At 66.5% G+C, this 26,230-nt stretch carries 26 protein-coding genes; 14 read left to right on the plus strand and 12 right to left on the minus strand.

The annotated features are described in order from the left end of the window. The 3 genes from nadD to Mrose_RS12585 form a co-directional block, all read left to right on the plus strand. Window positions 1-449: nicotinate-nucleotide adenylyltransferase (gene nadD / locus Mrose_RS12575; protein WP_119278761.1), on the plus strand; the 449-nt coding region annotated here is incomplete at its 5' end. Beyond that, entirely contained in the window at window positions 418-990 is a 573-nt protein-coding gene (yqeK, locus tag Mrose_RS12580; RefSeq protein ID WP_119278763.1) for a bis(5'-nucleosyl)-tetraphosphatase (symmetrical) YqeK, read from the plus strand. The genes nadD and yqeK, both read left to right, overlap by 32 nt. A gap of 62 nt (window positions 991-1,052) precedes the next feature. Then, window positions 1,053-2,207 carry an LCP family protein gene (locus Mrose_RS12585; RefSeq protein WP_119278765.1) on the plus strand — a complete coding sequence of 385 codons (1,155 nt, stop codon included), beginning with the start codon at window positions 1,053-1,055 and terminating at the stop codon, window positions 2,205-2,207. 42 nt (window positions 2,208-2,249) lie between these two features. On the opposite strand, the gene Mrose_RS12590 is transcribed toward Mrose_RS12585, so the two are convergent. After that, complete coding sequence (locus Mrose_RS12590; RefSeq protein ID WP_119278767.1) at window positions 2,250-3,824, minus strand: cation:proton antiporter family protein; 1,575 nt, start codon at window positions 3,822-3,824, stop codon at window positions 2,250-2,252. A 121-nt stretch (window positions 3,825-3,945) separates the two neighbouring features. Here Mrose_RS12590 and rsfS point away from each other — a divergent pair, with 121 nt between their 5' ends. Continuing rightward, the gene (rsfS, locus tag Mrose_RS12595) at window positions 3,946-4,293 is read left to right on the plus strand and encodes a ribosome silencing factor (RefSeq protein WP_119278769.1); all 348 of its coding nucleotides are present in this window, start codon (window positions 3,946-3,948) and stop codon (window positions 4,291-4,293) included. Between the two features lie 71 nt (window positions 4,294-4,364). Here the strand turns inward: rsfS and Mrose_RS12600 are convergent, their stop codons facing one another. Together Mrose_RS12600 and Mrose_RS12605 are read right to left on the minus strand one after the other, a co-directional pair. After that, complete coding sequence (locus tag Mrose_RS12600) at window positions 4,365-5,096, minus strand: ZIP family metal transporter (protein WP_119278771.1); 732 nt, start codon at window positions 5,094-5,096, stop codon at window positions 4,365-4,367. Between the two features lie 136 nt (window positions 5,097-5,232). Continuing rightward, window positions 5,233-5,934, minus strand: coding sequence for an alpha/beta hydrolase (locus Mrose_RS12605; RefSeq protein WP_119278773.1), 702 nt, complete (start codon window positions 5,932-5,934; stop codon window positions 5,233-5,235). Between the two features lie 151 nt (window positions 5,935-6,085). On the opposite strand from Mrose_RS12605, the gene Mrose_RS12610 reads away from it, so the two are divergent. The 5 genes from Mrose_RS12610 (at window position 6,086) to Mrose_RS12630 (ending at window position 14,527) form a co-directional block, all read left to right on the plus strand. Next, entirely contained in the window at window positions 6,086-6,877 is a 792-nt protein-coding gene (locus Mrose_RS12610; RefSeq protein WP_182482797.1) for a DUF4388 domain-containing protein, read from the plus strand. 23 nt (window positions 6,878-6,900) lie between these two features. Beyond that, window positions 6,901-8,262, plus strand: a complete 1,362-nt coding sequence (locus Mrose_RS12615) for an alanine/glycine:cation symporter family protein (RefSeq protein WP_119278777.1) — start codon at window positions 6,901-6,903, stop codon at window positions 8,260-8,262. A 120-nt stretch (window positions 8,263-8,382) separates the two neighbouring features. Continuing rightward, on the plus strand, window positions 8,383-10,626 hold the full coding sequence (locus Mrose_RS12620; protein WP_119278779.1) for an endonuclease MutS2: 2,244 nt from the start codon (window positions 8,383-8,385) through the stop codon (window positions 10,624-10,626). 260 nt (window positions 10,627-10,886) lie between these two features. After that, complete coding sequence (locus tag Mrose_RS12625) at window positions 10,887-13,247, plus strand: di-heme oxidoredictase family protein (RefSeq protein ID WP_147371644.1); 2,361 nt, start codon at window positions 10,887-10,889, stop codon at window positions 13,245-13,247. A gap of 104 nt (window positions 13,248-13,351) precedes the next feature. Beyond that, window positions 13,352-14,527, plus strand: a complete 1,176-nt coding sequence (locus Mrose_RS12630; protein WP_182482798.1) for an ABC transporter substrate-binding protein — start codon at window positions 13,352-13,354, stop codon at window positions 14,525-14,527. Between the two features lie 8 nt (window positions 14,528-14,535). Here the strand turns inward: Mrose_RS12630 and bshB1 are convergent, their stop codons facing one another. Beyond that, window positions 14,536-15,216 (minus strand): bacillithiol biosynthesis deacetylase BshB1, encoded by a 681-nt coding sequence (gene bshB1 / locus Mrose_RS12635; RefSeq protein WP_119278785.1) that lies wholly within the window; start codon window positions 15,214-15,216, stop codon window positions 14,536-14,538. Between the two features lie 122 nt (window positions 15,217-15,338). On the opposite strand from bshB1, the gene Mrose_RS12640 reads away from it, so the two are divergent. After that, a complete protein-coding gene (locus tag Mrose_RS12640; protein WP_119278787.1) occupies window positions 15,339-15,956 on the plus strand; it encodes a hypothetical protein in 618 nt (205 codons plus the stop codon). Here Mrose_RS12640 and plsY read toward each other — a convergent pair. After that, window positions 15,953-16,576, minus strand: coding sequence for a glycerol-3-phosphate 1-O-acyltransferase PlsY (gene plsY, locus Mrose_RS12645; RefSeq protein ID WP_119278789.1), 624 nt, complete (start codon window positions 16,574-16,576; stop codon window positions 15,953-15,955). The two genes, Mrose_RS12640 and plsY, sit on opposite strands and share 4 nt — an antisense overlap. Before the next feature lie 44 nt (window positions 16,577-16,620). On the opposite strand from plsY, the gene Mrose_RS12650 reads away from it, so the two are divergent. Next, window positions 16,621-17,358, plus strand: coding sequence for an SIR2 family NAD-dependent protein deacylase (locus Mrose_RS12650; RefSeq protein ID WP_119278790.1), 738 nt, complete (start codon window positions 16,621-16,623; stop codon window positions 17,356-17,358). A 288-nt stretch (window positions 17,359-17,646) separates the two neighbouring features. Here the strand turns inward: Mrose_RS12650 and der are convergent, their stop codons facing one another. Next, window positions 17,647-18,966, minus strand: a complete 1,320-nt coding sequence (gene der / locus Mrose_RS12655) for a ribosome biogenesis GTPase Der (RefSeq protein ID WP_119278808.1) — start codon at window positions 18,964-18,966, stop codon at window positions 17,647-17,649. A gap of 162 nt (window positions 18,967-19,128) precedes the next feature. Beyond that, window positions 19,129-19,569: a copper chaperone PCu(A)C gene (locus Mrose_RS12660; RefSeq protein ID WP_119278792.1), complete on the minus strand. Its 441-nt coding sequence runs from the start codon at window positions 19,567-19,569 to the stop codon at window positions 19,129-19,131. 69 nt (window positions 19,570-19,638) lie between these two features. On the opposite strand from Mrose_RS12660, the gene Mrose_RS12665 reads away from it, so the two are divergent. Next, window positions 19,639-20,253, plus strand: a complete 615-nt coding sequence (locus tag Mrose_RS12665; protein ID WP_119278794.1) for a lysophospholipid acyltransferase family protein — start codon at window positions 19,639-19,641, stop codon at window positions 20,251-20,253. Window positions 20,254-20,294: 41 nt separating this feature from the next. On the opposite strand, the gene Mrose_RS12670 is transcribed toward Mrose_RS12665, so the two are convergent. Both Mrose_RS12670 and Mrose_RS12675 read right to left on the minus strand, forming a co-directional pair. Further along, a complete protein-coding gene (locus Mrose_RS12670; RefSeq protein ID WP_119278796.1) occupies window positions 20,295-21,308 on the minus strand; it encodes a DHH family phosphoesterase in 1,014 nt (337 codons plus the stop codon). Between the two features lie 11 nt (window positions 21,309-21,319). Next, complete coding sequence (locus tag Mrose_RS12675) at window positions 21,320-22,231, minus strand: RNA-guided endonuclease InsQ/TnpB family protein (RefSeq protein ID WP_119278798.1); 912 nt, start codon at window positions 22,229-22,231, stop codon at window positions 21,320-21,322. A gap of 43 nt (window positions 22,232-22,274) precedes the next feature. Between Mrose_RS12675 and aroA the strand changes: the two genes are divergently transcribed. Both aroA and cmk read left to right on the plus strand, forming a co-directional pair. Further along, complete coding sequence (gene aroA, locus Mrose_RS12680; protein WP_119278800.1) at window positions 22,275-23,555, plus strand: 3-phosphoshikimate 1-carboxyvinyltransferase; 1,281 nt, start codon at window positions 22,275-22,277, stop codon at window positions 23,553-23,555. A 1-nt stretch (window position 23,556) separates the two neighbouring features. After that, window positions 23,557-24,201 (plus strand): (d)CMP kinase, encoded by a 645-nt coding sequence (gene cmk / locus Mrose_RS12685; RefSeq protein WP_119278802.1) that lies wholly within the window; start codon window positions 23,557-23,559, stop codon window positions 24,199-24,201. Between the two features lie 42 nt (window positions 24,202-24,243). On the opposite strand, the gene Mrose_RS12690 is transcribed toward cmk, so the two are convergent. The 3 genes from Mrose_RS12690 to Mrose_RS12700 form a co-directional block, all read right to left on the minus strand. Next, on the minus strand, window positions 24,244-25,146 hold the full coding sequence (locus Mrose_RS12690) for an ROK family protein (RefSeq protein WP_119278804.1): 903 nt from the start codon (window positions 25,144-25,146) through the stop codon (window positions 24,244-24,246). After that, window positions 25,143-25,418, minus strand: a complete 276-nt coding sequence (locus Mrose_RS12695) for a hypothetical protein (protein ID WP_119278806.1) — start codon at window positions 25,416-25,418, stop codon at window positions 25,143-25,145. Before Mrose_RS12695 ends, Mrose_RS12690 begins: the two co-directional genes overlap by 4 nt. 31 nt (window positions 25,419-25,449) lie before the next feature. Further along, on the minus strand, window positions 25,450-26,230 hold a 781-nt coding region (locus Mrose_RS12700; protein ID WP_147371645.1), incomplete at its 5' end, for a M20/M25/M40 family metallo-hydrolase.

The following is a 26,230-nucleotide window of genomic DNA, read 5'->3' on the forward strand; positions in this document are numbered from 1 at the left end:
ACAAGACCCCCGTCGCCCCGCCCGAGGCCCGGCACGAGATGGTGTTGCTGGCCACCGCCCGCGACCCTCGCTTCGAGGCCAGCCGCCTCGAGCTCGACCGCCCCGGCCCCAGCTACACCGTCGATACCCTGCTCGAGGCTCAGCAGCGCTACCCGGCTGCTGAGCTTTTTTTCATCACCGGGGCCGATGCCTACAACGACGCCGACTCCTGGCACCAGGCCGAGCGGCTCGACGACCTGGCCCAGCTGGTCGCGGTGACCCGGCCCGGCCACACCCCCGAAATCCACCCCTTCTTCCGGGAGCGCACCCGCCTCCTGGAGATCCCTGGTTACGACGTTTCCAGCAGCGAGATTCGCAAGCGGCTGCGCGAAGGCCGCACGGTGCGCTATCTGCTGCCTTTGGAAGTGGAGGTCTACATTGGCAAACACGGCTTTTACCGAGTGGGCTGAACGGGTGCGCAAGCTGGTCAGCCCCGAGCGCTTCGCCCACATCCTGCGGGTGGCCGAGCTGGCCGAGCGCATCGCTGAGGCCAACGGGCTCGAGCCCGGGCGGGCCTACCTGGCGGGCATCCTCCACGATGCAGCCCGCGACTTCACCCCCGAGCGCCTGGCCGAGCTGGCCCCTCCGCAGAACGAGGTCGAACGCAAGCACCCCAAGGCCCTGCACGGGCGGGCCGGGCGGCGTCTGGCCGAGGAGTGGGGCATCGAGGATGAGGAGGTGCTCGAGGCCATCGAGGGGCACGTCTACGGCGTACACCCCAGCCACGCCATCGCGATGGCGGTCTACGTGGCCGATGTATCGGAGCCAGGGCGCGGGGTCAACGCCGAAATCCGCGATCTGGCGCTGGAGGGCCAGTTGCTCGAGGCCTACCGCCGGGCCGTGCGCAGCAAGGTCGAATACCTTCAGAGCAAGGGCATTCCCGTCCACCCCCGCACCCTCGAGGCTTATCGGGAACTGGCGAGCGAGCCCAGGCCAGGCTTCAGGCTTTAGTTTCACCCTGTCCTTTTCACGATTAGCAAGGTTCTATCGGCTATCTTTGTCGGGAAACGTTCATGCGCCGACCTCGAGCTTCCCTGATCCTTCTGAGCCTGGGCTTCCTCGGCCTAGCCGCGGCTATCCATTTTGCCCCCACTCCTGGCGACATGCGCCAAGGTGGGGGGGGCAGCGGTTTCCGGATGGGCGGTGAGCTCGAGATGAACCTGGTGATCGCCGCCCGTGACATCGAATACTGCGGCTACCACACCCCTTGCGGCGCGGGCGAACGCACCGACACCATCTTCTACGCTGCCGTCAGGGGCAGCGAGGTGAGCTTGCTGGCCATACCCCGCGACCTCTACACCCCCCTGACCGGTGGCAAAATCAACGGGGCCTACGCCAGAGGCAAGGCCCAGGGGCTGGTGGACGCCGTCGAGGAGGCGTTGGGGCTGCCGGTAGACCACTACGTCATCCTCACGCTCGACGTGGTCAAGGTGCTCGTGGACGCAGTGGACGGGGTGGACGTGGTCCTGAGCGAACCCATGAAGTACACTGACCGGGCCGCCGGGCTCTACATCGACTTTCCCGCCGGTCCCAATCACCTCAACGGAGCCGATGCGGTAAAGTACATGCGCTTTCGCTATGGCTACGGCAGCGATTACAGCCGCCTCGACCGCATCAAGGACCTGCTGAGCCAGGTCGCCGAGAAGATCAAGCAGCCTAAATACTGGGGCCGCCTGCCGGGACTGGCCAACCAAGTCTGGAGCAGGCTCGAGACCGACCTCAGCCTGCAGGATGCGCTGGCTTGGCTCCCCTACCTGCGCGGGGTCTCGCTGCGCTCGGCCACGCTGCCCACCTACGAGGACGGCTTCTTCCTGCGCTTCGATGAAGAAGAGCGCAACCGCTTCCTCAACGATTTCCTCTCGCTCAACCTTGACCTGCTCACCGGCATCGCCCCCGAGGGCAAGGTGGCGGTGCTGGTGTCCACTGCCGCAGGTTCGGAGAACACCCGGAAAAACGACCGTGATCCCCTCGAGGGCTTCCGCCGCCTGGGCCTGCCCCTGCCCGACGTAGCCGAGAACACCCTGAACTTCGGACCAGGGGTCTACATCCGCACCGGCAGCACCTCGGTCGAGGTAGCCCGCTACTACGCGGAGTTGCTGCACCTGCCACTGTTCACCCGTTACAACCTCAGCCCCTCAGGCTACGACGCCCTGATCGTGCTGCCTTAGCGTTTGGCGTGTGACGCAGGACGTACGACCCCGCGCTACTGACTATCGGTCATCGACAATCGACGTATTTTGGCCTTCGACGACCTCCTCCACCGCGCGCAATTCCAGCGCCCGCTCGGCCAGGCGTTCACCGGCCTCGGCAAAGGGATGGAAGATGAAGCTCACCCCGGCTTTCTCGAACAGCGGGTCTTCCTCGAGGTGATAGCTGGTCACGGCGATCAGACCGGGGAAACCCCGGCGGCGCAGGCCCTCCACCGCGCGCAGCTTGGCCTCGAAGTCGGGCATAGTCAGCAGCACCCCCCTGATCCCGGAAAGCTCGAGCCGCTCCCACAGCTCGGGGTCCTCGGCGTCACCGTAGAGCACCCGGCGGCCCTTGGCGCGGTGGGCCTCCAGCTTGGCCGGGTCGGCGTCTAGCCCCACCACCCGTTCACCTTCGCGCTCGAGCAGCTTGTAGGCCGCTCCACCCGTGCGGCCCATGCCCACCACCAGCCAGCGGGCCTGCCCCAGCCGGGTGGGCTCGCGGTCGGGGTGGTAGCCCGTGCGCTCGAAGCGCAGCAGGTAGGGCTCGAGCCGGTCGTACAGCCAGTGAATCCGGCGGTTGAGCGGAGCCGCCAGCACCAGCGAGGCTGCCACCACCAAAGCCAGCAGCGTGCCCCAGGACTCATCCAGCACCCCATTGCGCACGGCGGCGCTCGAGGTGATGAGGGTAAACTCGCTGAAGGTTCCCAGCGCCGCCGAGGAGACGAAGGCCGTACGCGCCCGCAGGCCGAACAACACGAACAGCCCAAAGAAAATCACCAGTTGCAGCGGCAACGAGAGCAGGATCAAAAAGCCCGCCCCTAGCAGTCCCAGTTCGGGGAAACCGCCCAGTCCGATCTCGAGGAAGAAGGCCACCAGAAAGGCTTCTTTCAGGCCCCACACCATACGCGAAAGCTCGGTGGTCTGGGCGTGGCCGGCCAGCACGGCTCCCATCAGCAAAGCCCCCAGCTCGCCCGAAAGCCCCACCGCCTCCGCTAGGCTACCTCCGCCCAAGGCCAGCCCAACCCCGAACAGCAGCAGCAACTCATCGTGACCGCTTTTCTCGAGCACCCAGATCACCAGCGGGCGCAGCAGCGGCAACACCAGCAGCAGCAAGGCCCAGGGCGTGGGAGTCTTGACCCCGGCCAGCGCCAGCAAGGCCACCGCCACCAGGTCCTGCAAGACCAGGATGCCCACCACCACCCGCCCGTGGTAAGTGGAGAGTTCGCGCTTTTCCTCCAGCAGCTTGATCGCCAGCACGGTGCTGGAAAACCCCAGCCCCAGCCCCACGTACCAGGCCGCGCTGCCCAGCCAGGGCCACAGCAGCAAGGTGGTCAGGCCTCCGGCCAGCAACAAGTGCAGACTCCCCACCCCCAGCACCTCGGGACGGAACAGGCTGGCCAGCCGCAGCTTGAGCCCCACGCTGAACAGCAGCAGCAGCACCCCCGCGTGGGCCAGTTCGTGCAGAAAATCCCCGCCGTGCAAACCCAGCGCACCCAGGCCAAACCCTGCGGCCAGGTAGCCCACCAGGGGCGGCAGTCCCAGCACACTCGCCCCCAGGCCCAACACGTACGCTCCCAGCACCCACAGGGCTTCCATGTAGTGAGTTTATGGGGTAGCCCGGCGATTGGAAAATGACCTGAAGCGCTTCCCTGCGCTCAGCATCCGCTTGGCAAACCGCACACATTCCTCCAGCGAAGTTGCGCTACACTGGGGGCAGATGGTGAAAACACTGGATGCTACCCGAAAGATCGAGTTGATCCGTCAATCCCTGGAAGACAAGAAGGCCGAAAACGTGGTGGCTCTGGACCTGCGGCAAGCGTCCGAGAGCCTCGATTTCTTTGTCATCGCCTCCGGCACCAGCCGCCCCCACCTCGAGGCCCTCGAGCGCGCGGTGCGTGAACGCCTGGAAGACGAAGGCCTCCTTCCCCTCCACGTCGAAGGCCCTAGCCAGCGCTGGATCCTGCTCGATTACGGCGAGGTGCTCGTGCACATCATGACCCCCGAGGCCCGTGAATACTACGACCTCGAGGGCTTCTGGACCGATGCCCAGCGCCTGAGCGCCTGACCCCGCTTCCTCGAGGACAGGACGAGAGGTTCGACAACTTCCCTGTTCTTTGTGCTTTTTGGGCTCCCGTCTTAAGCACCGAGCAGGAACTGGAAGGCCACCATCGCAGCCACCGAGAGGGTGAGGGCGGTAGCTACGCTGGAAGCCGGGGCCTCCTCGAGGGCCTCGGGCAGGATCTCCGCTATGGCCAGCCAGATCATGGCCCCCGCTGCAAAGCCCAGCCCGAAGGGCAGCAGCGGTTTGAAGGTCTCGACGAACAAGAAGGCGGGCACCGCCATGAGAGGTTGGGGAAGCGAGGAAAACACACTCCACCAGGCAGCCTTGAGCACCGAAACCCCTTTAGGTACCAGCACCAGACTGATCGCCAGACCCTCGGGGATGTTATGCACCGCGATGGCTAGGGTGATGAACAAGCCCAAGGCCTCTCCCCCGCCGAACGAAACCCCCACGCCCACCCCTTCGGCAAAAGAGTGCAGGGTCATGATCCCCACCAGCATCAGGGCCTTGCGCGAATCCAGCGCACCCAGGTTACCCAAACGGATATCGTCGTAACGGCCCAGGAAGCGGTGGGCCGCCAGGATGAAGGCTAGGCCCACGAAGACTCCCAGCAACGTGCGCGCGAGGCTGTAGTTTACCCCCTCGTAGACCAGGCCAAAGCTGGCCGCCAGCATCAGCCCGGCTGCTACCGAGTTGGCGATGCCCAACGCCCGGCGGCTGAAGCCGCGCCGCAATAGAAAAGGCAGTGCCCCCAGACCCGTGGCGATGGCGGTCAGCAAAGCGTAGAAGAATACGGTTAGGGTCATCGGCTCCACCTCGCTAGCTTATTGCAACTGATTATCAGTTGCAATAAGGTCATGTGTCCCATGCTGCAAGGTGTATTGCAGACGACGCAAGATCCAATCACATTCGACATTCTGCGCGACGATCGGCTAAGGGTTATCAACTTTCCTTCGGCGGGAATACCCGCTTCAGCCAAGCGTTCACGTCCTCGGCAACCTCGTCGGCCCTGAAGTCGAGCAGGAGGTCGTGTTCGCTGTCGTAGACCTTGTACTCCTTGCTCGAGCTTCCCAGCAACTGGTGGAAGCGCCTGACCGCCGCCTCGGGGATGGTACTGTCGTGCTGGGCCTGGAGCACCAGAGCCGGGGCGGTAATCCGGGGCAGCAGGGGGGGGACCTGCCGACACAGCTCGAGCACCTCCACGAAAGCGCCGGTGGGGAAGTATGGGTAGTTGGGGTTGTTCTTCTTGCGCTCGGGGTCGCGCACCGAGTTGGTGCCCTTGAAGGTCGGGATCAGCCACCGCAAGTAAGGGGCCAGGGGGGCCAGGGGATTGACGAAACCCAGAGCCGGCACCATCGCCACGAATGCCGAGGTGCCCTCCTCAGCAGCGAGCTTGGCCCCGATCAAAGCGCCTACCGAGAGCGTCACCAGCGCCCTGGGCTCGGGCAGCGAGCGGTAGGCCTCCAGCGCCACCCGGTACCAGTCCTCCCAGCGCACTCCCACCAGGTCTTCCGGACGGGTACCGTGGCCGGGGAGCGTGGGCTGCAGCACGGTATAGCCCGCCCGACGCAAAACCTCGGGGAGCGGGCCCATAGTGAGGATGGGGTGCGAGGTGAAACCGTGCAAGACCAGGACATTGGACATGGCTTAAGAATACCGGTCTGAGAACCTACCCGCACCCATCACCAGGGCGAAGAGGAGCGTCGCCCCCGACAAAAGCCTGCTCGCGATCGGCAATTGATGAGAGTGCATAAAGCAAAGGCCTGTGCGTAGAATGCAGGCGAATGGAGAAGCTGTGCTGCGAGGCAACCTCAAAGAGTTTCCCCTGCTCAACCTGTTGCAGACTCTGCTGGGAAGCAAGCGCGACGGTGAGCTCTACCTCGAGCATCCCCAGATTCCCGCGCAGCTCTCCCTGCGGCAGGGCAGGCTGGTGAGCGCCGAAGCGGGAAAGCGGATAGGCGACGAGGCGCTGGAGCTGATCGCCGGGATGCGCTACGTACCCTTCCGCTTCGAGGACGGCCAGGCCCCGGTCGAGGAGAACCTCTTTGGGGGCTTGGCGGTACAGCAGCGGCTGGCCCAGCTCATCGAGGACTGGCAGCAGCTCGAGCTGCTGAGCAGCGACTGGAGCGAGGTGCTGCAGCTGAAGCCTCGCGGCAAGCAGATCCAGCTCTCACACGACCTCCTCAAACTGGCATCGCTGAGCAACGGCCAATCCATCGCGACCATCTTGCTGGGGACGGGGATGCCCCCCTTGGAAGTGGCCCGCAAGCTCGAGCGCCTGCTCGAGCTGGGGGTGCTCGAGGCCAGGCCCCAGGTGCAGATCGTGCGGCACAAACTCATCGTCCTACCGCTGTATGGCACGCCGCAGGGCGTGGCCTTCGTCGACGAGAAGCTGTACAGGGAGTGGAGTCCCAAGTTCCGCGCCGGTTTCCGCCTGCTCCTGCAGGCGCGCAATGGCCCTATCCTGTCCTTCCAAGTGCTCCCCCGACCCAACTTTGCCGGGCGGGTAGGCCTGTGTGACCCCGACCTGCGCAGACACCGCCTGGCGAGGGGGCTCGAGGTGGAAGCTTGGTTCACGCCCGGTTGAAGGATATCCTTTGAGGTAAATCTATGAGCTTTCTCGAAATCAATCAGTGGCTCAACAGCCTGGTTTATGGCCCGGTGATGATGCTGATCTTCATTCTGGTGGGGCTTTATCTCTCGATCCACACGCGCTTCCTGCAACTCACCCGCTTCGGTATCATCCTGCGCGAGACCCTGGGGGCCATCCGTGAGCGCTCGGAGAGCTTTGGTGGAACCATTAGCCCCTTTCAGGCCGTGATGATCGCTCTTTCGGGCACGGTGGGAGCCGGGCACGTCGTGGGGATGGTCGCCGCCATTTTATCGGGCGGACCGGGTGCGGTCTTGTGGATGTGGCTGGGCTACGGGCTCGGGGCCGCCACCAAATTCGCCGAGGCCACCCTGGGCGTGCATTTCCGCCGCCAGTACACCGACGGCTCGATCTCGGGCGGCCCCATGTACTACATCCGACAGGCCCTCGGACCCCGCTGGGGCTGGCTGGCCGGGCTGTTTGCCATCTTCGCCATCTTCTCCGCCTTCGGCGGGGGCAACCTGGTGCAGGCCGAGGCCCTCAGTGGCACGCTCCAGGAAGCTTTCAAGGTGCCTCCGGCCATCACCGGGCTGCTGGTCGCCGTCATCGCCGGGGTGGTGCTGGGCGGTGGCATCGTGCGGGTAGCCCGCTTTGCCTCGGTGATCTTCCCCCTCAAGCTGCTGCTGTTCCTGTTGGCGGTGCTGCCGCTCCTGATCGTACATGCGGGGCAATTGCCCGCCGCTTTCTCGCTGGTCTTCTCCTCTGCCCTGAGCTTCCAGGCTGCTGCCGGCGGCGCGGCAGGCTACGCGCTGGTGCAGATCTTCCAGGCCGGGATGGGCCGGGGCATCTTCGCCAACGAGGCCGGGCTGGGTTCCTCGGCCTTCGCTCACTCCCAGGCCCAGGTAGATCACCCTGTTCGGCAGGGCTTCTGGGGCGTCACCGAGATGCTGGTGAGTTTCCTGGTCACCACCCTCACCGCCCTGACCTTCATCGCCTCGGGAGTGTGGCGAGAGTTCATGGGAGGGTCGGCCACCGAAGCCATCGTTCAGCTCTTTTCGGCCCATTTCCTGCAAAGCCTCGTGCTCGCGGTGCTGCTGATCGTCTTCGCCATGGGCACGCTGATCACCTGGGGGTTCTACGGCGAGGAAGCGGCGACTTACCTCTTTGGCGAGGGTATCCGCTGGCCCTTTCGCCTTTGCTACTTGGTCCTGGCTTTCATGGGGCCGCTGGGGGGCCTAGACACCTTTCTCAGCGTCAGTGACACCTTCAACGGCTTAATGGCCATACCCAACCTGCTGGCGCTGATCCTGCTGGCTCCGCTGGTTGGCCGGCTGGTGCGGGGCTTCTTCTCCGGGGAGGCCTGGGCACCCCCGCGCGCTTAGACGACGGCCCGGATGTCGCAAAAGTCATTTCCATGGTCCGGGCCTGCTTGAATTGGAGGCCGAGCCAGGGCGCAAATGCCCTGGCTACAGGCGCTATACTGGCCCTTTGGGTATTCGCCTATGCGTGACGCCCTCGAAGCACTGGAATTTCACCGCGTTCGCCAGGCTCTGGCCGAGCGGGCCTCGACCCTGATGGGCCAGGAGGCCGCCCTGCGCGTTGGTCCCAAAGCCAGCCTCGAGGAGGCCCTGGCCCAGCAAGCCACCGTCGCCGAGGCGGTGGCCTACAGCTACCGCCTGGGGGGCATCCGCGACCTGCGCCCGGCGCTGGCGGCAGCGCAGGAGGGGCGGCGGCTGGAGGGCATTGACCTTTTGGGCGCGGCGCACAGCCTCGAGGCCGCCACCGAACTCAAACATGAGCTCCTGGAGATTGGCGAGCGGCTGTCGGCCCTGGCGGCGCGTATCGGCGAGCACACCCTGTTTCGCCGCCGGGTCAGAGAGTGCCTAGACGACGGGGGCAACGTGCGCGACTCGGCCAGCCCGCGCCTGCGGGAGATCCGCTCCTCGCTGGGCCCCCTGCGCGCTCGCATCCAGGAGCGGCTCTATAGCATCATGGACCGGCAGCCCAGCGCCATCCAGGACCGGCTAATCACCATCCGGCGCGACCGTTACGTGATTCCGGTCAAGGCCAGCTTCCAGAACCAGCTTCCCGGCATCGTGCTCGACCAGTCGGACAGCGGGCTCACGGTCTTCATGGAGCCCGCCAGCATCGTGCCGCTCAACAACCAGCTCGCCAGCCTGCGCCTGGAGGAGGAGGCTGAGGTGAACCGCATCCTCTTCGAGCTGTCGAGCCTGTTGGCGGGCGACCCTGAGTTGCCGGCGACCCTCGAGGCCCTGGTCGAGCTCGACTTAGCCCGCGCTGCGGCCAACCTGGCTCAGGACTGGGGCCTGTCCCGGCCCCGCTTCGAACGGGGCACCTATCGGCTGGTCCAAGCCCGCCACCCCCTGATCCAGGGGGCCGTGGCCAACGACATAGAACTCACCGACGAGCACCGCATCCTGCTGCTCACCGGGCCCAACATGGGCGGCAAGACTGCGCTGCTCAAGACCCTGGGCCTGGCCGTGTTGATGGCCCAGTCGGGGCTCTTTGTAGCGGCCCAGAGTGCGGTGCTCGACTTCCCCACCCAGCTCTTCGTGGACATCGGTGACGAGCAGAGCCTGCAGGAAAGCCTCTCAACCTTCGCCGCCCACCTGCTCAGGCTCAAGGAGGTGCTCGAGCACGCCGACGCGCAGAGCCTGGTGCTCATCGACGAGCTGGGCTCGGGCACCGACCCCGAAGAGGGCGCGGCGCTGTCGCAGGCCTTCCTCGAGCGGCTCCTGGCGCTGGGAGCACGGGGCCTCATCACCACCCACCTCACCCCGCTCAAGGCTTTCGCCCAGGAGCAACCCGGCATACGCAACGCCTCCATGCGCTTCGACCTGGAGAACCTGCGCCCCACCTACCGCCTGACGGTAGGCTCACCGGGCCGCAGCTACGCCCTGTCCATCGCGCGGCGGCTGGGCTTCCCGGCTGAGGGCGTGAAGCGGGCCGAGGAGCTTCTGGGGCCGGAAGGGGGACGGGTGGAGCGCCTGCTGGCGGCCCTCGAGGCCGAGCGCGAGGCCGCGAGGACCGAGCGCGAGAAGGCCGCGGCGGCCACCCGCGAAGCCGAAGCCCTGCGGCAGAAACTCGAAGAGCGGCTGGGCGAACTCGAGGCCCAGCGCGAAAAGCTGCTGGAAGAGGCGCGCACCCAGGCCGAGCGGGTGGTGCTCGAAGCCCAGCAACAGGTGCGCCAGGCCCGCGAGAAAGCCAGAGTCCAGGGCCAGGGCCAGGCCCTGCAGGACCTGCTGCAACTGCGCAGCCGCTATCGAAAACCCCCCAAGGGCCAAATCCCCACCCAGCCGAACCTCCAGGTAGGCGCGGTGGTGGACGTGCCCGAATACGGCAAGGGCAGCATCGTCGAAATCCGCGGCGCTGAGGCCGTGGTGCAGATGGGCGCGGTGCGCATGAGCTTCCCCCTCTCGAGCCTCAAGCCCAAGGAGGAAGACAAACCCAAGGGCTCAGGCAGTAGCCGCCAGCGCTCGAGCTTCGACACCGAGCTCAACCTGCGCGGCCTGAGCGTCGAGGAAGCCCTCATCGCAGTGGACGATTACATCGAGGAGGCCAGGGCCGTGGGGGCCACCCCCCTGCGCCTGCTCCACGGCAAGGGCACCGGGGCCTTGCGTAACGCCCTGCGCGAAGCGCTCAAGCGCGACAAGCGGGTCCAGAGCTTCCACGACGCCGTTCCCTACGAAGGCGGCCACGGGGTGACGGTGGTGCATTTGAAGTAGGGGCCGCTGGCTATGAGTCGTACGTCGTAGGCAAAGTGTCGAACGCCTAGCGCCAAACGCAAGTCTACGTTCTTAGATCCCCGACCCTGGTCTTCCTTCCGCCCCGCGAACCTTAAGAAATCCTTCGTTGACCTGTAGCCCCACGTACAATACTTTGTCCCCGGACTCGCGGATACCTTCTTAGCGCTCTATCCCCCAAACTATCTCACTCATCCCCGACTCGCCCTATTCCGGGTGCCGCGTCCTGAAGGAGGCTTCTGTTGTCACGCAAGTCAATCCTGCCCGCGCTCGCTGCGGCCTTCAGCCTCGCGAGCGCGTTGGCCCAAGGCATCCAGCCCATCAGCGGCAAGGTGGTGGCGGTGGGCATTCCGGGAGCGGGAGCCCTCAGCCAGATCGGCTATTTTCACCCCGGCGGCCCGATCCGGGACAAGCCCGAGTTCGCGGCCTTCACCCAGGCCGGGAGGGTCCTCGAGGCCGAGAGGCTGTTCGTGGCCAGCAGCTCCAACTTTGGGGCTCCCAAGGCCATCGCCAACTGGCCCGAGGGGTCCATCCTCTCCATCGATCCCAGGGGCGATGCCCCGGTGGTGATTCCCCAGGACTTCGCCAGGGCCGGCGGCCAGGCGGTGGCCGCGGGTGGGCGGGTGCAGCTTTACACCGCCCAGAGCCCGGCGTTCACCAACGGCCTCAACAACCCCCAGGCGGTAACCGCCGCTCTGCCGGCAGTGAGCTACCCGCTGGGCATCTCCATCAACAACGCCTTCGGGCGGCCCTGGTTCACCGGCGCGCCCCAGGGAGCCACTGGCCCTGGCTTCGAGTCGGTGATCGATCCCGACGGGCGACCCCTGGCCGGAGCCCCCAGCAAAGTGGCAGGCGGGGTGTTCCACAGCAACCAGACCAACCGCACTCCCCAGATCTTCCTCGGGGGCCTGGGAGCGGCCACGCTGGGCACCGCCCTGCTGGGCAAGTCGCCCGACCAGAGCGGGCGGGCGGTGTTCGCGGTGCTCATGGCCGACGGCAGGATCGCGCAGGTCCACGTGGAAAAGGGCGTGGACGGGCTGGCTCCAGGCGGAACCATCCGGCCTCTGAGCGCGCTCAGCCCCAGGGATGGCGATTCCACCGAGCAGATGGCCATCCGCGCCGGGATGGTCTTCAACTGGGTGCCCGACCGGATCATCTACGTCGCCGACCCCCTGGGCAACGCGGTGGTGGCTCTGACCCTAGCCGACGATGGCAGGGTGTTCCGCGTCGCCAGCCAGCGGCGCATCCAGGTACCCGAGTTCAACGTGCCCATCGACTTAGCCCCCGCCGTGCCCGAAGTCGCCAACCCCGGCTTCTCCTCCAACACCACCCTGGCGGGAAACTCCGACCTCTACGTGCTCAACCGGGGCAACGGCACCATCGTGCGGATGAGGCAAAACGGCAGCGTGGTCGCGACACGGCGGGTGGAAGTGCCAGGAGTGGGCGTGCTGGGCGGCGGGCGGCTGGCCGGGATCGCGGTCTCGAGCGACGCCCAGAAGATCTGGGTCAGCGTGACCGGGGAGCTGCCCCAGTACCCCGGCCTCAGAGGGGCGGTGCTCGAGTTGCCCGCTTTCGGGGCCAGCACCGCCACCAGCGCCCCAACACCCGACCTCGTCGCTCGAGGAGCCGAGCTTTTCCGCCACGCCTTCACCCCCGGCGAGGGGCTGGGGCCGCTGTTCAACGCCCGCTCCTGTGCCGAGTGCCACGCCTCCCCCACCGCGGGGGGCGTGGCTTCCGACGGCCTGGGAGTAGCCACGCTGGTGGGTCGCCTGAGCGGCGGGAAGTTCGACCCCATGCTGGGCAACGGCGGGCCCCTGGCCCGAGCCCACTCGGTGAGCGAGCTCGGCCTCTCCTGCTCCGCGCGCCCCGGCATCCCCGCCGGGGCGAACCTTAGCTCGGTGCGCATCACCCCCCCGCTCTACGGCCTGGGCCTGGTTGACGCCATCCCCCAGAGCGTGATCCTGGCTGGGGCGGTGCCCAAGGAAGGCGGCGTCCAGGGCCGGCCCAACTGGGTGATGGGGCCGGACGGGGTCAAGCGGGTGGGGCGCTTCGGCTGGAAGGCCGACGTAGCGCGCCTCGAGCACTTCGTGGGCCAGGCCCTGCGCAACGAGCACGGCATCACCAACCCCCTCGCGCCCGAGGACTTTTTGGCGCTCAAGGAACGCTGTCCGGGCGACCTGGGCAGGCTCGAGGACGACGGCCAGATCCTCGCCTCCCTCACCGCCTTCGTGCGGAGCCTCGAGCCCCTGCGGCCCAGGGCAATCAAGGGCGAGGGCGAAAAGTTCTTCGCCAGCACCGGCTGCGCGGCCTGCCACACCCCCAACCTGGGCGGAGTGCCCCTCTACTCTGACCTGCTGCTGCACGACATGGGGCCGCTGCTCGACGACGGCCTGCCGCAGGGCGAGGCCAGGGGCAAGGACTGGCGCACCGCCCCGCTGTGGGGTCTGGGAAGCCGCTCTCGCTTCCTGCACGATGGGCGCGCCAGCAACCTCGAGGCCGCCATCGCCGCTCACGGAGGCGAAGCCGAAAAGGCCAGGCTCAACTTCCTCAGCCTCTCCCCGGCCCAGCGGCAGGCGCTCGTAGAATTTCTCAAGAGTCTTTAGCTATCGCCCCCTGACAGCCCCATGGCACGCCCCTCCTTATGCCCAGTTAGAATAGGCTCACGCGAACTCCAGGAGGCGACGTGAAGCGAGTGCTGGTGTGGACGATGGTGCTCATGGGCCTGAGCCTGGCCCAGGTTGAAGTGAGTTTCTGGCACGCGATGGATGGGCCGGCGGGGCGGGCCATTGATGAATTTGCGCGGGAGTTCAACAGCAAGCAGCGCGAATACAGGGTAACCCCGCGCTACGTGGGTGACTACCGCGAGGCCGAGAGCAAGCTGGTGGCGGCGCTGCGCTCGGGGTCGGGTCCAACGCTGTTCCAGGCAGAGGTGGTGTTCTTTCCCAAGCTGGTGGCCGAAGGTTCCGCGCTCGCCCTCGACGAGGCGGTAGCCACCGTGCCCAAAGCCCTCACCGACGACCTCTACGAAGCGGCCTGGGACTACGGCATCGTCGGCGGCAAACGCTACGGGCTGCCCTTCAACACCTCGACGCCGGTGCTGTTCTTCAACGAGGACCAACTGCGGGCCAGGGGCCTGAAGGTGCCGGGCAACTGGGCCGAGTTCGGCAACGTGGCCCGTGCCCTCACCAGCCGCTCTTCCAAGGGCTTCATCGCCCTCTCCGAGTCCTGGACCTTCGAGGCCATGGTGACCAGCCGGGGCGGCAACCTCGTCACCCCAGGTGGCCGGCCGGCCTTCACCTCCAAGGAGGTCGTCGAAGCGCTGGAGTTCCTCCAGAACCTCAGCAAAAGCGGCTCCATCACCGCCCGCAACCTCGCCGAGAGCACCTTCGCCCAGCTCGACTTCGTGCGCACCAAGGGCATGATGGTCTTCGCCTCCATCGCCAACTGGCCCGCCGCCGAGAACTTCTCCTTCGCCTTCAAGCTCGGCGTGGCCCCGGTGCCGCGTGAACCCGGCGGCAAGGTGCCGCTGGGCGGAGCCCAACTGGTGGTGATCAAAGGGGCCAGGCCCGAAGAGCTCAGGGGCGCGGTGGAGTTCTGGAAGTACCTGATGGAGCCAGGGATTATCGCCCGCTGGGTGCAGGCTTCGTACTACGTGCCCCTGCGCAAGTCGGCCACCCCGCTGCTGGAGCAGTTCTACCGCGAAAACCCCTACCGCAAGGTGGCCTTCGAGCAGATCGCCTACGCCCAGCCCCGCCCCCGCGTGCCGCAGTTTGCCACCTGGCGCAACTTCCTCGAGGAGGCCCTCGAGCGCGCCCTCAAGGGCGGAGTCCCGGCGCGCCAGGCCCTCGAGGAGGCGCAGCGCAAGGCGGAAGCGGTACGTTAGAGGGAAGATCAGTACCAGGGTGTCGTCAGCAAGGGCAGGGGGCTCACCAGGGGCTCGGCGTAGCCCACCCCCAGGTAGTTGCCCCACTGCCGGCGCAGGGCCTTGCGGGCCTCCACCCCGGCCAGGCTCACCGTCTCCGAGGCAGCCTCGCCGTAGAACTGGCTGCGGTGGGCCAGCACCGAGGCTTCCCAGGTGTCGATGTACTGTGAGATATCCACCAGCAGGCTGGGAGTGACCGGGTAGTTGCCAGGGTAGAAGAACAGCCTCGAGACCCTGTGCGGCTGCCCCTCGAGCGGGGCTCTGAGCAGGCCGGCGAAGTGCAGCGCACTGCGGCACAGCCGGTGCGCGCCCACGTGGTCGGGGTGGCGGTCGGCCTCGTGGGGCGCGATCAGCACCGCCGGACGCAGTTGCCGCAGGGCCGCAGCCAGCGCAGCGACCTGCTCAGGGGCATCGGTGAGGGATCCGTCGGGCAGACGCAGGTTCCCCCGGTAATCCAGGCCCAGGATGCGGGCGGCCTCGGCTGCCTCCGCCAGGCGCTGCTCGGGCGTGCCCTTGGTGCCCATCTCCCCCAGGCTCAGCTCGAGGATGCCCGTGCTCAGGCCCTCGGCCCTGGCGCGGGCCAGCGTGCCCCCACAGCCCAGCTCCGCGTCGTCGGGATGGGGTGCGACCACCAGCAGATCAAGCGCCATGCTAAGGGTTATACCAGAATGGAGGGCAATTCAGCGTTTGGGCTCGAGGGGTGTGATTTTTGACCAATTTGATGAACGATCGCTCAGAGCCGCGCTTCTCATCAGGCGCTAGGATGTAGGGTATGCAGGCTACGGTTAGCACGGGCATCGCCGAAGTCGAGCGGCTGATCTCTGAGGGACAGCGCTTGCAGCAGCGGCTGGGGGAGCTGGGGGAGGTGTTACGCCAGACTGCCCTTCAGCTCGAGCAGGGCACTCCAGCCCAGTCGGGGGTGACTGCCCAACTGGTAGAAGTCTCGAAGTTGCTGGAGGGCTGGTACACCCAGGCCGAGCAACTGCTAGGCCGCAGCCCCGATGAACTGGTACTGCCCAAGGTGATGGAGGCGTTGTACGGGCACAAGCACCAGCTCGAGCTGGCCCAAATCCGCCAGCAAGCCCTCGACGTGCTGGAGGACATCAGCGCCCTGGCCTATCAGGGCTCCGAGGAGTTCCTGCCGCTTTCGGGCCTTCAGTTCGACGCCCTGAGCTTGCTGCGCGACATCCAGACTGCCCCCGTCCCCGGCGAAACCGCCCGCGCCCTGGCCGCCGGGAAGCACCCCTACAACGCCCTGTTGCGGCTGGCCCTCGAGCCCTCCCTCTCCAACGAGGAATGGCTGGCCCTGCTGCAACACCTCAGCCAGGAGCTGGGCACCGAGCTGGCCGTGGCCGCCGCTCGCCGCCAGCTAGTGCTCTCGGGGAGTTAGGCACTCGAGGAGGGGGCAGCCGGGGCCTCAGGCTGGACCTTTTCCCCGAAGCGTCGCTCGGTACCCGCTTGCAGGCGGCGGTAGTTGTCGCGGTGGGTCCAGAAGATCAGCAGGGCCAGCAGGACCAAGGTCGCGATCTCCCACAAAGGACGGCCCAGGGCCAGCGCGATGATCACCGCAGACATAGCCCCCACCATGCTGCCCGCCGAGACGTAGCGGGTCAGCCAGATCACGCAGACGCCGATGGGCAGGATCATGAGGCCCACCAGGGGATCGAGCACGATGATGGTGCCCATGCTGGTCGCCACCCCCTTGCCCCCCTTGAAGCGCAGGAACAGCGAGTAGTTGTGGCCCAGCACCGCCGATACCGCCACCAGCCCCAGTTGCACCCCCTCTAGACCAAACAACCGCCCAATCAGCAGCGCGATGCCACCCTTGAAGATGTCGAAGAAGGCCACTACCAGAGCAGGCCCCCAGCCCAGGGTACGCAGGATGTTGGTGGCTCCGGTGTTTCCCGAGCCCACCTTCTGGATATCCACGCCGTAAGTGCGGGCTACCCAGGCCCCCGCGGGAATGCTGCCGAAGAGGTAGGCAAGCAGTACGATGACCAGCGTTTCCACAGTGCCCCATTTTAAGGGCGCTTTACCTGCCTTATGCTGAAGACGTGAGCGACCTGCACACCGCCCGCCATCGCCTCATGAACGCCCGGCGCATCGCCGTGCTGACCGGTGCGGGCATCTCCAAGCCCTCGGGCATCCCCACCTTTCGCGACGCGGCAGGATTGTGGCAGGATTTCGACCTCGAGGAATACGCCACCCCCAGCGCCTATGCCCGCAACCCGCAGAAGGTGTGGGAGTGGTACGCCTGGCGCTACAAGAACGTGCTCCAGGCCCAGCCCAACCCTGCCCACGCGCTGCTGGTGGAACTCGAGCACAGCCTGGGCGAAGGCTTTCTGCTGGTGACGCAGAACGTCGATGGCCTACACCGCCGGGCCGGTTCGCAGCGAGTGGTCAATTTGCACGGCGACATCACGCGGGGGCGCTGCGAGCGGTGTGGCCAGCGCTTTCCTCTGCCCGCTCCCCAGGACTTCACCCCCCCGCCCCCGTGTCCTGCTTGTGGGGCTCCCGGCCGTCCCGACGTGGTGTGGTTTGGCGAGTTGTTGCCCGAAGGAGCCTTCGAGCGGGCCCTCGAGGCCTTCACCGCCTGCGAGGTGGCCCTGGTGATCGGCACCAGTGGGGAAGTGGAGCCCGCGGCCAGCCTGGGGCGTCTTGCCCGCCACAGCGGGGCTTACCTCATCGAGATCAACCCCGAAGCCACCCCGCTCTCCCCCCTCGCCGACTGCTCGCTGCGGATGGGCGCGGTCGAGGGCCTGCAGGCCCTGATGGCCCGGCCACCTGGCTAAAGGAATTTTGAGCCTCCAGCCCAAAGGGCCCTATAACGGTTATTTAACACCCCCTCGGCCAGAATGAAGCGCGAGGATAGGGTTATGGACGGCTGGATTTGGGGACTATTTCTGATGGCGCTATTCGCCCTGCTCAATTGGTCGGGGGGCTCGAGGCACCGCTAAGTACCCCACGGGAAGCTTCGCGTCATCTTCCCATCACCGCGCCAACAAACGCTTTCCGTGGTGGCCCCAGATGGGGGAGAATCAAGCGGAGGGCACTCAAGCGTTTGGCCTCTTGCGCTCAGGCTATTCCCCTTCCTTTTCCCTGCCCTTAGCCTCGCGCCGCCCACGGAAAACCAGCCGGAAGGGGATCTCCTTGAGGCCCAGGTCCTCGCCGATCTTGTTGCGCAAGTAGCCCTCAAAGGCGCGGGTGACGAACTCGGGGTAGTTGACGAAAAAGACGAAGGTGGGTGGGGCGACTTCGGGCTGGGTGAGGAAGAAGATCTTCAGCGGCTTGCCCTTGAAGTTGGGCAGGGCCACGTTCGCCGTCCACAGCGAGAGGAAGCGGTTGAGCTCAGCGGTCTCGCGGCGCTCGCGGGCCAGGGCGTACAGCCGCGCAGCCTCGGAGAAGAGCTTGTGCAGGTTCTGCTTGGTCACGGCGGAGACGAACACCCGGGGCAGGTGCTCGAGGTGGGCGAGCTTGAGGTGGAGGTCGGCCCGTACCCTGCGCGCCTCCTCTTTTGCCACCAGGTCCCACTTGGTGATGGTGAGGATCACCGGCTTACCGGCGTCCAGGGCCTCGTTGGCCAGTTTGAGCTCGCGCTCGCCCACCTCGAAGGGGTCGATCACCAGCAGCACCACGTCGGCCTCGAGGATGGCGTTGTGGGCGCGGCTGATGGCGATCTCCTCCACCAGCGTCTCGGGGCGCTTGCGAATCCCGGCGGTGTCCACCAGCAGGAAGCGGTTGCCGCCATAGTCGAACTCCACGTCGATGACGTCGCGGGTGGTGCCGGGCTGGTCGCTCACGATGACCCGCTCCTCTCCCAAGATGGCGTTGAGCAGGCTGCTCTTGCCCGCGTTGGGACGGCCCACGATGGCGATGCGGATGGGTACCACTTCGCCCTCGCCCTCTTCCTGGCGCACCGGCAGCCTTGCCCAGATGGCTTCGACGAGTTCCTCGAGGCCCCGCGCATGCGCGCTGCTGGTGGGGATGGGCTCGCCAAAGCCCAGCGCGTAGAGGTCGCCCAGGTAGTGCTCGTGCTTGGGGTCGTCCACCTTGGTCGCGACGACGAGGACGTTCTTGTGAGCCCGGCGCAGGAAATCGGCGACCTCGAGGTCGGCGGTCGCCAGGTCCGAGCGTCCGTCCACCGTGAAGAGCACCAAGTCGGCAGTCTTCAGGGCCTGCTCGACCTTTTCCTTGATCTTGTGCTCCCACACGTCGCTCGACCACATGCCCCCGCTGTCGATGAGCAGGAAGCGGCCTTTTTCGGTCTCGACCACGTGCTCCTTGAGGTCGCGGGTCACGCCGGGGGTGTCGGCCACCACCGCCGTCCGCTTGCCCACCAGGCGGTTGAAGAGGCTGGATTTGCCCACGTTGGGCCGGCCCACGATGAGTACGCGATACATAAGAATCTCCAAGCGCGGCTTGCCCGCGCGTTCAAAGGGTCATTGTACAGGGTGCGGATGGCCGGATGCCGAACGCTAGACGCTAAACGCCTCAGCCCCAGACAAACCAAGGGCCACGAACTGGCGGATGATAGATGACCGCCGACGGCTGAGCTACTCCCTTTACTGCGCCTTGACCACCGCCTGCACGGTGAGGGACTTGCCGCCCTCGAGGCGGAACACCAGCGGCACCTTCTCCCCTTCCTTCAGGGTGCGCTTGACCCCCAGGAGCATGATGTGCTTGCCGCCGGGCTTGAACTCGAGCTTGCCCCTCGCAGGCACGATCACCGCCCGCAGGGGCACCATGGTGGTCTCACCGTGGCCGCCGTGATCGCTGCTGCTCACGGTCCTGGTCTCGTGAAACTCGGCCCTGAGCGCGACGGGCGTGCTCACGCCGAGGACCCGGATGGGCTTGTCGGTGGGGTTCGAGAGGGTGAGGTAGGCGGCCAAGGTGGGGGTGGGCAGCAGGCGTATCCAGGCGTCCTGCGCGGTGAGGCTGTTCTGGGCCAGCACCAGCAATCCCAGCAGGAAAAGGGCGTAGGGGAGCAATCTGAAAGCCTTCATGGCACTTCACGCTAACACGGGAGGATGGGACGAATATCCTGCCCCACCCATCCGGCTATACTGCGCACAATGCCACAAGCGCACATCCCCAAGACCTCTGGGCAACGCCTGGCCACGTGGGCTCTGGGCTTACTGGGCTGGAAGGCCATCCTCGAGCCCCCACCCGGCCCCAAGTTCGTGGCGGTGGGCTACCCCCATACCTCCAACTGGGACTTCCTCTACGCCATCTTGTGGAAATTCGCCACCGGCCTGCCCATGAACTGGGTGGGCAAGAAGGAGCTCTTTCCGCCCGTGCTGGCCCCCGTCATGAAGGCTCTGGGGGGCATCCCCGTCGATCGCGGCAACAAAGGCGGCGACTTCGTCAAGCAGGTGGCCCAGCTCATCCGCAGGCGAGACTCCATCGTGCTGGTGGTGGCCGCCGAAGGCACCCGCAGCCGGGCCCCTCACTGGCGCAGCGGCTTTTACTACATGGCCCTGGAGGCTCAGGTGCCCATCGGCCTGGGCTACATCGATTACTCCCGCCGGGAGCTGGGCATTGGAGCTTACTTCCTGCCCAGCGGCGACATTCACGCTGACTTCGAGAGGATAAGGGCCTTCTACGCGGGTAAAGTGGGCAAGAAGCCGGAAAAGGCCAGCCCGATCAGGCTCAAGGAGGAAGCCCAGGAACTCGAGGCAAAGGACTGAAGCAGCTTGCTTGGGGCTACCGTAGCTGCCGTAGCAATCGGCTATCGGCCATCAGCGGCTTTTGCAGCTCGGGCAGGCTCGAGGTAACCCGAGCGCCGCAGCTCTTCCTCTACCGCGGCCAGCACCTTGGGGTAGGCCTGCTCGAGGGTCATCCCGCGCAGGGTGGCCCCGGCTGCGGGGACGTGACCCCCGCCCCCCAGCTTGACCGCAATGGCCTGGGCCGAGACTCCGCCTCGGCTGCGCAGGCTGACTTTCACGTCCTCGCCGCGCTGCCGCAGGAAGACCGCCAGCTGCGAGCCCTCGGCGTAGCGAATCTGGCCCACGTAGTCGTCGGAGTCGTCCTCGTAGTCGCCGGGGGGCATGTGCGCGGTGACCACCAGGCCGCCGAAGTGAAACTGGATCGTGGAGAGCACCTTGGCCAGGCTGATGAAATATTCGGGAGGCCGCCACTGGAGCCTGTCGGTGAGCTCGGCGTAGGGAACACCATGGGCAATGAGGTCAGCGGCAGTGCACAGCAGTTCGGGGGTGGTGTTGGAGAAGCGGAAGTTGCCGGTGTCGGTGATCAGCCCGGTCAGCACCACCGTGGCCAGTTCGGGAGTCCAGGGCACGCCCAGCAGGTCGATGAGCTCCTTGACGATCTGGCAGGTAGCGGCCTTGGAGGGGTCCACCACCGCCAGGTTGCCAAAACGGGGGTTGGTGCCGTGATGGTCGAGGTTGATCACGAAGCCCTCGACCGGAGCTCCCTCCACCCGGCTGGGCTCGGCGGCGTCCACCACCACCAGCGTGGTGCCTTCGGGCAGGTGCTCGATGGGAGGGCTGGCTTCGCCCTCCCTGACCAGAAAGCTCAAATAGCGAGGCACCTTGGCGATCCAGGTGACCTGCTTGCCCAGCGCCTTCAGTGCGCGGGCCAGGCCCAGGCTCGAGCCAATAGCGTCGCCATCAGGGTCTACGTGTGAAACCACCACGATGGGTCCCTGAATGCCTTTGAGCGTATCGGCCACCAATTGCAGCTTGGCCCAATATTGCGGGTCCGCATGATTGTGAATACCATCCATATCTGGCCCTACTATACGCCGATTTGATGAGTGATCTCCTCCCTGCACCAAAGTGCGGGGCTTCCCACTTCGCCGAGGAAGCTTACCCGCACCCAGGGATTGCTCCCCAGGATGCGAACAGCGGCCTCCCTCTCCATGGGCGTCACTTCGGAGCGGTCCACCCCTAGGGCCTGATTGGGGCTCAGGCCAAGCCCCTTGCGCAGGATGACCCTGGCGGCGTTCAAGTCCCGGTCTTCGGTGCGTCCACACCTCGGGCAGGCCACCACCCTGGCAGACAGGGGCACCTCCAGGGCTTCCCCGCAGGCGGAGCACTCCCCGGTGGTGCGCTCGAAGCGCTCCACGGGGAGAGGGGTCGCCAGGCTGTTCCTCAGCCTGGCCTTCAGTCCCCCTATCCCGGAGTGGTGAACCTGCCTACCGAAGGAGGCGCTCCACCCCTTCACGAAGTCCTCCTGGAAGGCCACCGCCGGGTAGCGCCGCAGGAAGGCCAGCACCTTGTTCTGGGCATCCCGCCTGCGGTTGGCGATGCGCCCGTGCTCCCTGCGCAGGAGGTGGCGCAGGTGTTCTCGGTTTTTGGAGCCGGGCTTGGTGCGGAAAAGCCTGCGTTGCAGGCGGTTCAGCCTTGGCGTTTCGGGCACTTCGAAGTCCACCTTAAGGCCGCCCGAGAGGGTGAGCTTGTCCCTCACCCCCAGGTCCACCCCCACGGGGTGGGGGAACTTTTGCCTTGCGGCCAAGGTCTCCTTGGGCAAGTAGCCGGTCACCTGGAGGTAGAAGCCGCTCTCTCTCCTGACGAGGACGGCGCTGGCAATCTCCGCCCCTTGGGGAATCTGGTGGAGGCCCAAGACTCGAAACTCCCCCAGCCTCTGAATCCTCGCCCGGTTCCGGGCAGGGTCCAGGCGGTAGGTGACCCCGTGCTGGCCTCCCATTCCCAATGGCCGGTGGAGCGCCCTGAGGCTATAATCCCCAGGGATGGAACGGCTGATCACTCCAACACGTTCGCTGCGCGGCACCCTGCGCGTTCCCGGCGACAAGTCAGTGACCCACCGCGGCCTGATGCTGGGCGCGCTGGCCGAGGGGGAGACTTGGCTCTACCACCCCCTCAAGGCCGGGGACACCCTCTCCACCGCGGCGGCGATGCGGGCGCTGGGGGCTGAAATTAGCGAGGAAGGCGCACACTTCCGCATCAAGGGGACAGGGCTGGCGCTGCGCGAGCCCGCCGACGTGCTCGACTGCGGCAACGCCGGAACCCTCATCCGCCTGCTCAGCGGGCTCTTGTCGGGGCAGGAACTCTTCGCCGTGCTCAGCGGCGACGCCTCGCTCAGGCGTCGCCCCATGGGCCGGGTGACCACTCCCCTGCGGCAGATGGGAGCCCACATCGAGGGGCGCGAGGGGGGGAAGCTGGCTCCGCTGGCGATCCGGGGCGGAGGGTTGAAGGGCATTCACTACGAGATGCCCGTAGCCAGCGCCCAGGTCAAGAGCGCGGTGCTGCTGGCGGGGCTGTTCGCCGAAGGGGAGACGGTAGTGGTGGAACCTGCCCCCACCCGCGACCACTCCGAGCGCATCTTCCGCCACTTCGGACTGCCCATTGCCGTCGAGGGCAACCAGATCCGCACCGAGCGAGCCAGGCCCTACAAGGCGCGTGACCTCACCGTTCCCGGCGACATCAGCAGCGCGGCTTTCTTCATCGTGGCGGCCCTCATCACACCCGATAGCGAGGTGAGGCTCGAGGGCGTGGGGCTCAACCCCACCCGCACCGGCCTGCTCAGCGTGCTCAAGGAGATGGGAGCCGACCTCGCCTGGGAAGTCACCGAGGGTCACGACGGCGAGCCGGTGGGCTGGATTCGAGCGCGCTCGTCGAAGCTCAAGGGAGTCTCGGTAGACCCGGCGCTGATCCCGCTGATGGTGGACGAGGTGCCCATCCTGGCGGCAGCGGCGGCCTGGGCCGAGGGGGAGACCTTCATCCCCAACCTCGAGGAACTGCGGGTCAAGGAGTCCGACCGGCTGGCAGCCATCGCCAAGAACCTGCACAACCTGGGCGTGAGGGCCGAGGTCGGTCCCGACTGGATTCGCATCCGGGGAGGCTCGGTGCAGGCTGGAGGGGTGGTCGAACCCTTCCACGACCACCGCATCGCCATGGCTTTCGCGGTGTGCGGCCTGCAAAAAGGGGTAACGGTGCAGGACGCCGAGTGGGCCAGCATCTCCTTCCCGAGCTTCTGGGAAGATTTAGAACGCCTGTCGAGCAAGGACTGACATGCCGGACGTCATCACCATCGACGGCCCCTCGGCCTCGGGCAAGTCCAGCGTGGCCCGGCGGGTCGCCGCCGAGCTGGGGCTGCCTTACGTCTCGAGCGGGTTGATCTACCGGGGCGTGACCTACCAGGTAAAGCGCTACGGAATCAACCCCGACGACGAGGCCGCCATCGTGCGCATGCTCGGCCAGCACCCGGTTCAACTGGTGCCGCTGCCGGAGGGCAACCGCATGCTGGCCGAGGGGCAGGACGTGACCGCCCAGATGCACACCCTCGAGATCGATCAGGCCGTCTCGGCGGTCGCACGCCACCCCGAGGTGCGCGCCTACGTCTACCGCTCGCTGCGGGCCTTACAGCCGCCCTTCGTGGTGGAGGGGCGGGACATGGGTAGCACGGTGTTTCCCGACGCTGCCCTCAAGTTCTACCTCACCGCCACGCCCGAGGTGCGGGCCAGGAGGCGCCTTGGCGAGCGCGACGCCGACTACGCGACGGTGCTGGCCGAACTCATACGCCGCGACGCTGCCGACGCCAAGCAGATCCCTCCCGCGCCCGACGCCATCATCATCGACACCAGTGCGATGGGGCTGGAGGAAGTGGTGCAGACCATTCTCGAGCGGATCCGAAGGGCTGGAGCAAAGACCCCATAGGATGCGCCCCAGGCATTGGGCGTTCGGCCATCGGCACAACCCCTAAACCTCCCCCACCTCCACGGCTGCCGTCAGGGCCGCGCCCAGCAGGCCAGCTTCGCTGCCTAGCTCGGCCAGCCTGAGGGGTGGGGCGATCCAGCCCTCGAGGTAATGCTCGTAGGTGGCGTGTACCTCGTCTAAGTAGGCCTGCCCGGCGTTGAGGGCGATGCCTCCGCCCAGCACGATCACCTCCGGGTCATAGGCCTTGACCAGCGAGGCCAGGCCGATGCCCACGTAGTGCGCGGCCTGGAGCACGATGCGCCTGGCTTTGGCTTCGCCCGCCTGGAAGCGGGCGAAGAGTTCGCGGGTGCCGACTTCTCTCTTGTACACCGCCTGGGCCATGCGTTCCATCGCCGGGCCGGTGGCCAGGGCCTCGAGGCAGCCCTCGAGGCCGCAGCCGCAGGAAGGGCCACCCGGCAGCACGGTGATGTGCCCCACCTCGCCCCCCTGCCCGTGGGCTCCCCGCAGTACCCGGTTGCCCCACACGAACCCCCCGCCCACCCCGGTGGAAACCGTGACGAACAGCGAACTCTCGGCTCCCCGCGCGGCCCCCAGGAAGTGCTCGGCCAGCGCGGCAGCGTTGGCGTCGTTCTCCACGTACACCGGCAGGCCCGAGGCTTCCTCGAGCAGCCTCTGAATGGGGAAATTGGTGAAACCGGCGATGTTGGGGGCGAATTTGATGATGCCCTGTTTGAAGTCCAGAGGACCAGGTGTGCCCAGCCCAATGGCCCTGGCCCTGACCCCCGCGGCTTCCATGGCACTGCGGGCGGCGGAAGCCATGGCCTCGATCACCGCCTGGCCACCGGCTTCGGGAGTGGGCACGGTGGTCTTAGACTGGATGGCACCGTCCGCAAACACACCGGCTGCAATCTTGGTTCCGCCCAAGTCGATTCCGATAACGCTCATTGCTCCTCCTGAGAAGGGGGTTGCCCGTCGTGCTCCAGCAGGCGGTGGGCTTGCTGCAACAACTCCGCCGGGACCCACAGCGACACGTCACCCATATAGGTTCCCATGTATATTTCGATCACGCCCGCGTCGGTAAAGGGGGTCTCGAGGTGGACGGGGATACGGCTGGCCTCGAGCTGGGCCTTCAGCCCCTCGGCGTAAAGGCGGGGAAAGCTGCCGAGGAAAGCGTAGCGGTGGCCTCCGAGCATCCGGGTTTCGGGCTGATGGTCCATCGGGTCTAGTCTATCGCCCCGCGCACGGGCCTCAGGCTTCCAGCAAGGCCTGTACCAGGCCCACGTAGGCCTGGGCGGCGGCCTCGAGTTCGTCGATGCCGATGTGCTCGAAGGTGGTGTGGGCCAGAGCGGGGTCACCAGGGCCATAGCCGATCACCGGAGCCCCACTCCAGGCCAAGTAGGGAGCGTCGGTGGTGAAGCCCCAGAAGCCCGCCGAATCCTGCCCCAAAGTTCGCAACGCCACCCCCAGCAGCGGGTAGTCGCTTTCCAGGGAGTAGGCCGGGAGCAAGGCCGAGATGCTCAGGCGCACCGGGCCGGAGACCAGTTCCTCCTCGGGGATGTAGACGCTGGCCTCGCCCGCCATGTCGCGCAGCCCATCCAGCAGATCGCGGATATCGGCCCCAGGCTCGTAGCGCAGGTCCAATACCGCTCTGGCCACGCCGGGCACCACGTTGGTGGCCTCGGGGTAGGTCTCGAGCCTGGTGGGGGTGAGCCGGATGTCGAAGGACTCGGCGTGCTGCTCGAGCTGGGTGAGGAAGAGGGCCAGGGGGTAGATGGGGTTGGTGCCGCTCGCCAGCGCCGCGTGGGCCTGCTCGCCGGGGAAGTCGGCCCAGATCTCGCCCCGACCCCGGTGTCCGCGCATGACCTGCCGGGCGGAGGGCTCGCCCAACAGGATGGCCTTGGGCGGCTGGAGCTTGAGGCGGCTCGAGGCGTAACGGCTGCCCAGCCCCCCCACCTCCTCCTGCACAGTAGCCAGAAAGCGCACCCGCCCCCTCAACTCTTGCCCCTTGAGCCGCTGTATGGCCCCCAGC

Source organism: Calidithermus roseus (assembly GCF_003574095.1).
GTDB lineage: Bacteria > Deinococcota > Deinococci > Deinococcales > Thermaceae > Calidithermus > Calidithermus roseus.

What these genes read in the sequence shown, in the direction of transcription:
- Mrose_RS12585 (WP_119278765.1), top strand. Translation starts at nt 1,053, where the DNA reads ATGCGCCGACCTCGAGCTTCCCTGATCCTTCTGAGCCTGGGCTTCCTC.
- Mrose_RS12590 (WP_119278767.1), bottom strand. Translation starts at nt 3,824, where the DNA reads ATGGAAGCCCTGTGGGTGCTGGGAGCGTACGTGTTGGGCCTGGGGGCG.
- rsfS (WP_119278769.1), top strand. Translation starts at nt 3,946, where the DNA reads ATGGTGAAAACACTGGATGCTACCCGAAAGATCGAGTTGATCCGTCAA.
- Mrose_RS12600 (WP_119278771.1), bottom strand. Translation starts at nt 5,096, where the DNA reads ATGACCCTAACCGTATTCTTCTACGCTTTGCTGACCGCCATCGCCACG.
- Mrose_RS12605 (WP_119278773.1), bottom strand. Translation starts at nt 5,934, where the DNA reads ATGTCCAATGTCCTGGTCTTGCACGGTTTCACCTCGCACCCCATCCTC.
- Mrose_RS12615 (WP_119278777.1), top strand. Translation starts at nt 6,901, where the DNA reads ATGAGCTTTCTCGAAATCAATCAGTGGCTCAACAGCCTGGTTTATGGC.
- Mrose_RS12620 (WP_119278779.1), top strand. Translation starts at nt 8,383, where the DNA reads ATGCGTGACGCCCTCGAAGCACTGGAATTTCACCGCGTTCGCCAGGCT.
- Mrose_RS12630 (WP_182482798.1), top strand. Translation starts at nt 13,352, where the DNA reads ATGGTGCTCATGGGCCTGAGCCTGGCCCAGGTTGAAGTGAGTTTCTGG.
- bshB1 (WP_119278785.1), bottom strand. Translation starts at nt 15,216, where the DNA reads ATGGCGCTTGATCTGCTGGTGGTCGCACCCCATCCCGACGACGCGGAG.
- Mrose_RS12640 (WP_119278787.1), top strand. Translation starts at nt 15,339, where the DNA reads ATGCAGGCTACGGTTAGCACGGGCATCGCCGAAGTCGAGCGGCTGATC.
- der (WP_119278808.1), bottom strand. Translation starts at nt 18,966, where the DNA reads ATGTATCGCGTACTCATCGTGGGCCGGCCCAACGTGGGCAAATCCAGC.
- Mrose_RS12660 (WP_119278792.1), bottom strand. Translation starts at nt 19,569, where the DNA reads ATGAAGGCTTTCAGATTGCTCCCCTACGCCCTTTTCCTGCTGGGATTG.
- Mrose_RS12665 (WP_119278794.1), top strand. Translation starts at nt 19,639, where the DNA reads ATGCCACAAGCGCACATCCCCAAGACCTCTGGGCAACGCCTGGCCACG.
- Mrose_RS12670 (WP_119278796.1), bottom strand. Translation starts at nt 21,308, where the DNA reads ATGGATGGTATTCACAATCATGCGGACCCGCAATATTGGGCCAAGCTG.
- Mrose_RS12675 (WP_119278798.1), bottom strand. Translation starts at nt 22,231, where the DNA reads ATGGGAGGCCAGCACGGGGTCACCTACCGCCTGGACCCTGCCCGGAAC.
- aroA (WP_119278800.1), top strand. Translation starts at nt 22,275, where the DNA reads ATGGAACGGCTGATCACTCCAACACGTTCGCTGCGCGGCACCCTGCGC.
- cmk (WP_119278802.1), top strand. Translation starts at nt 23,557, where the DNA reads ATGCCGGACGTCATCACCATCGACGGCCCCTCGGCCTCGGGCAAGTCC.
- Mrose_RS12690 (WP_119278804.1), bottom strand. Translation starts at nt 25,146, where the DNA reads ATGAGCGTTATCGGAATCGACTTGGGCGGAACCAAGATTGCAGCCGGT.
- Mrose_RS12695 (WP_119278806.1), bottom strand. Translation starts at nt 25,418, where the DNA reads ATGGACCATCAGCCCGAAACCCGGATGCTCGGAGGCCACCGCTACGCT.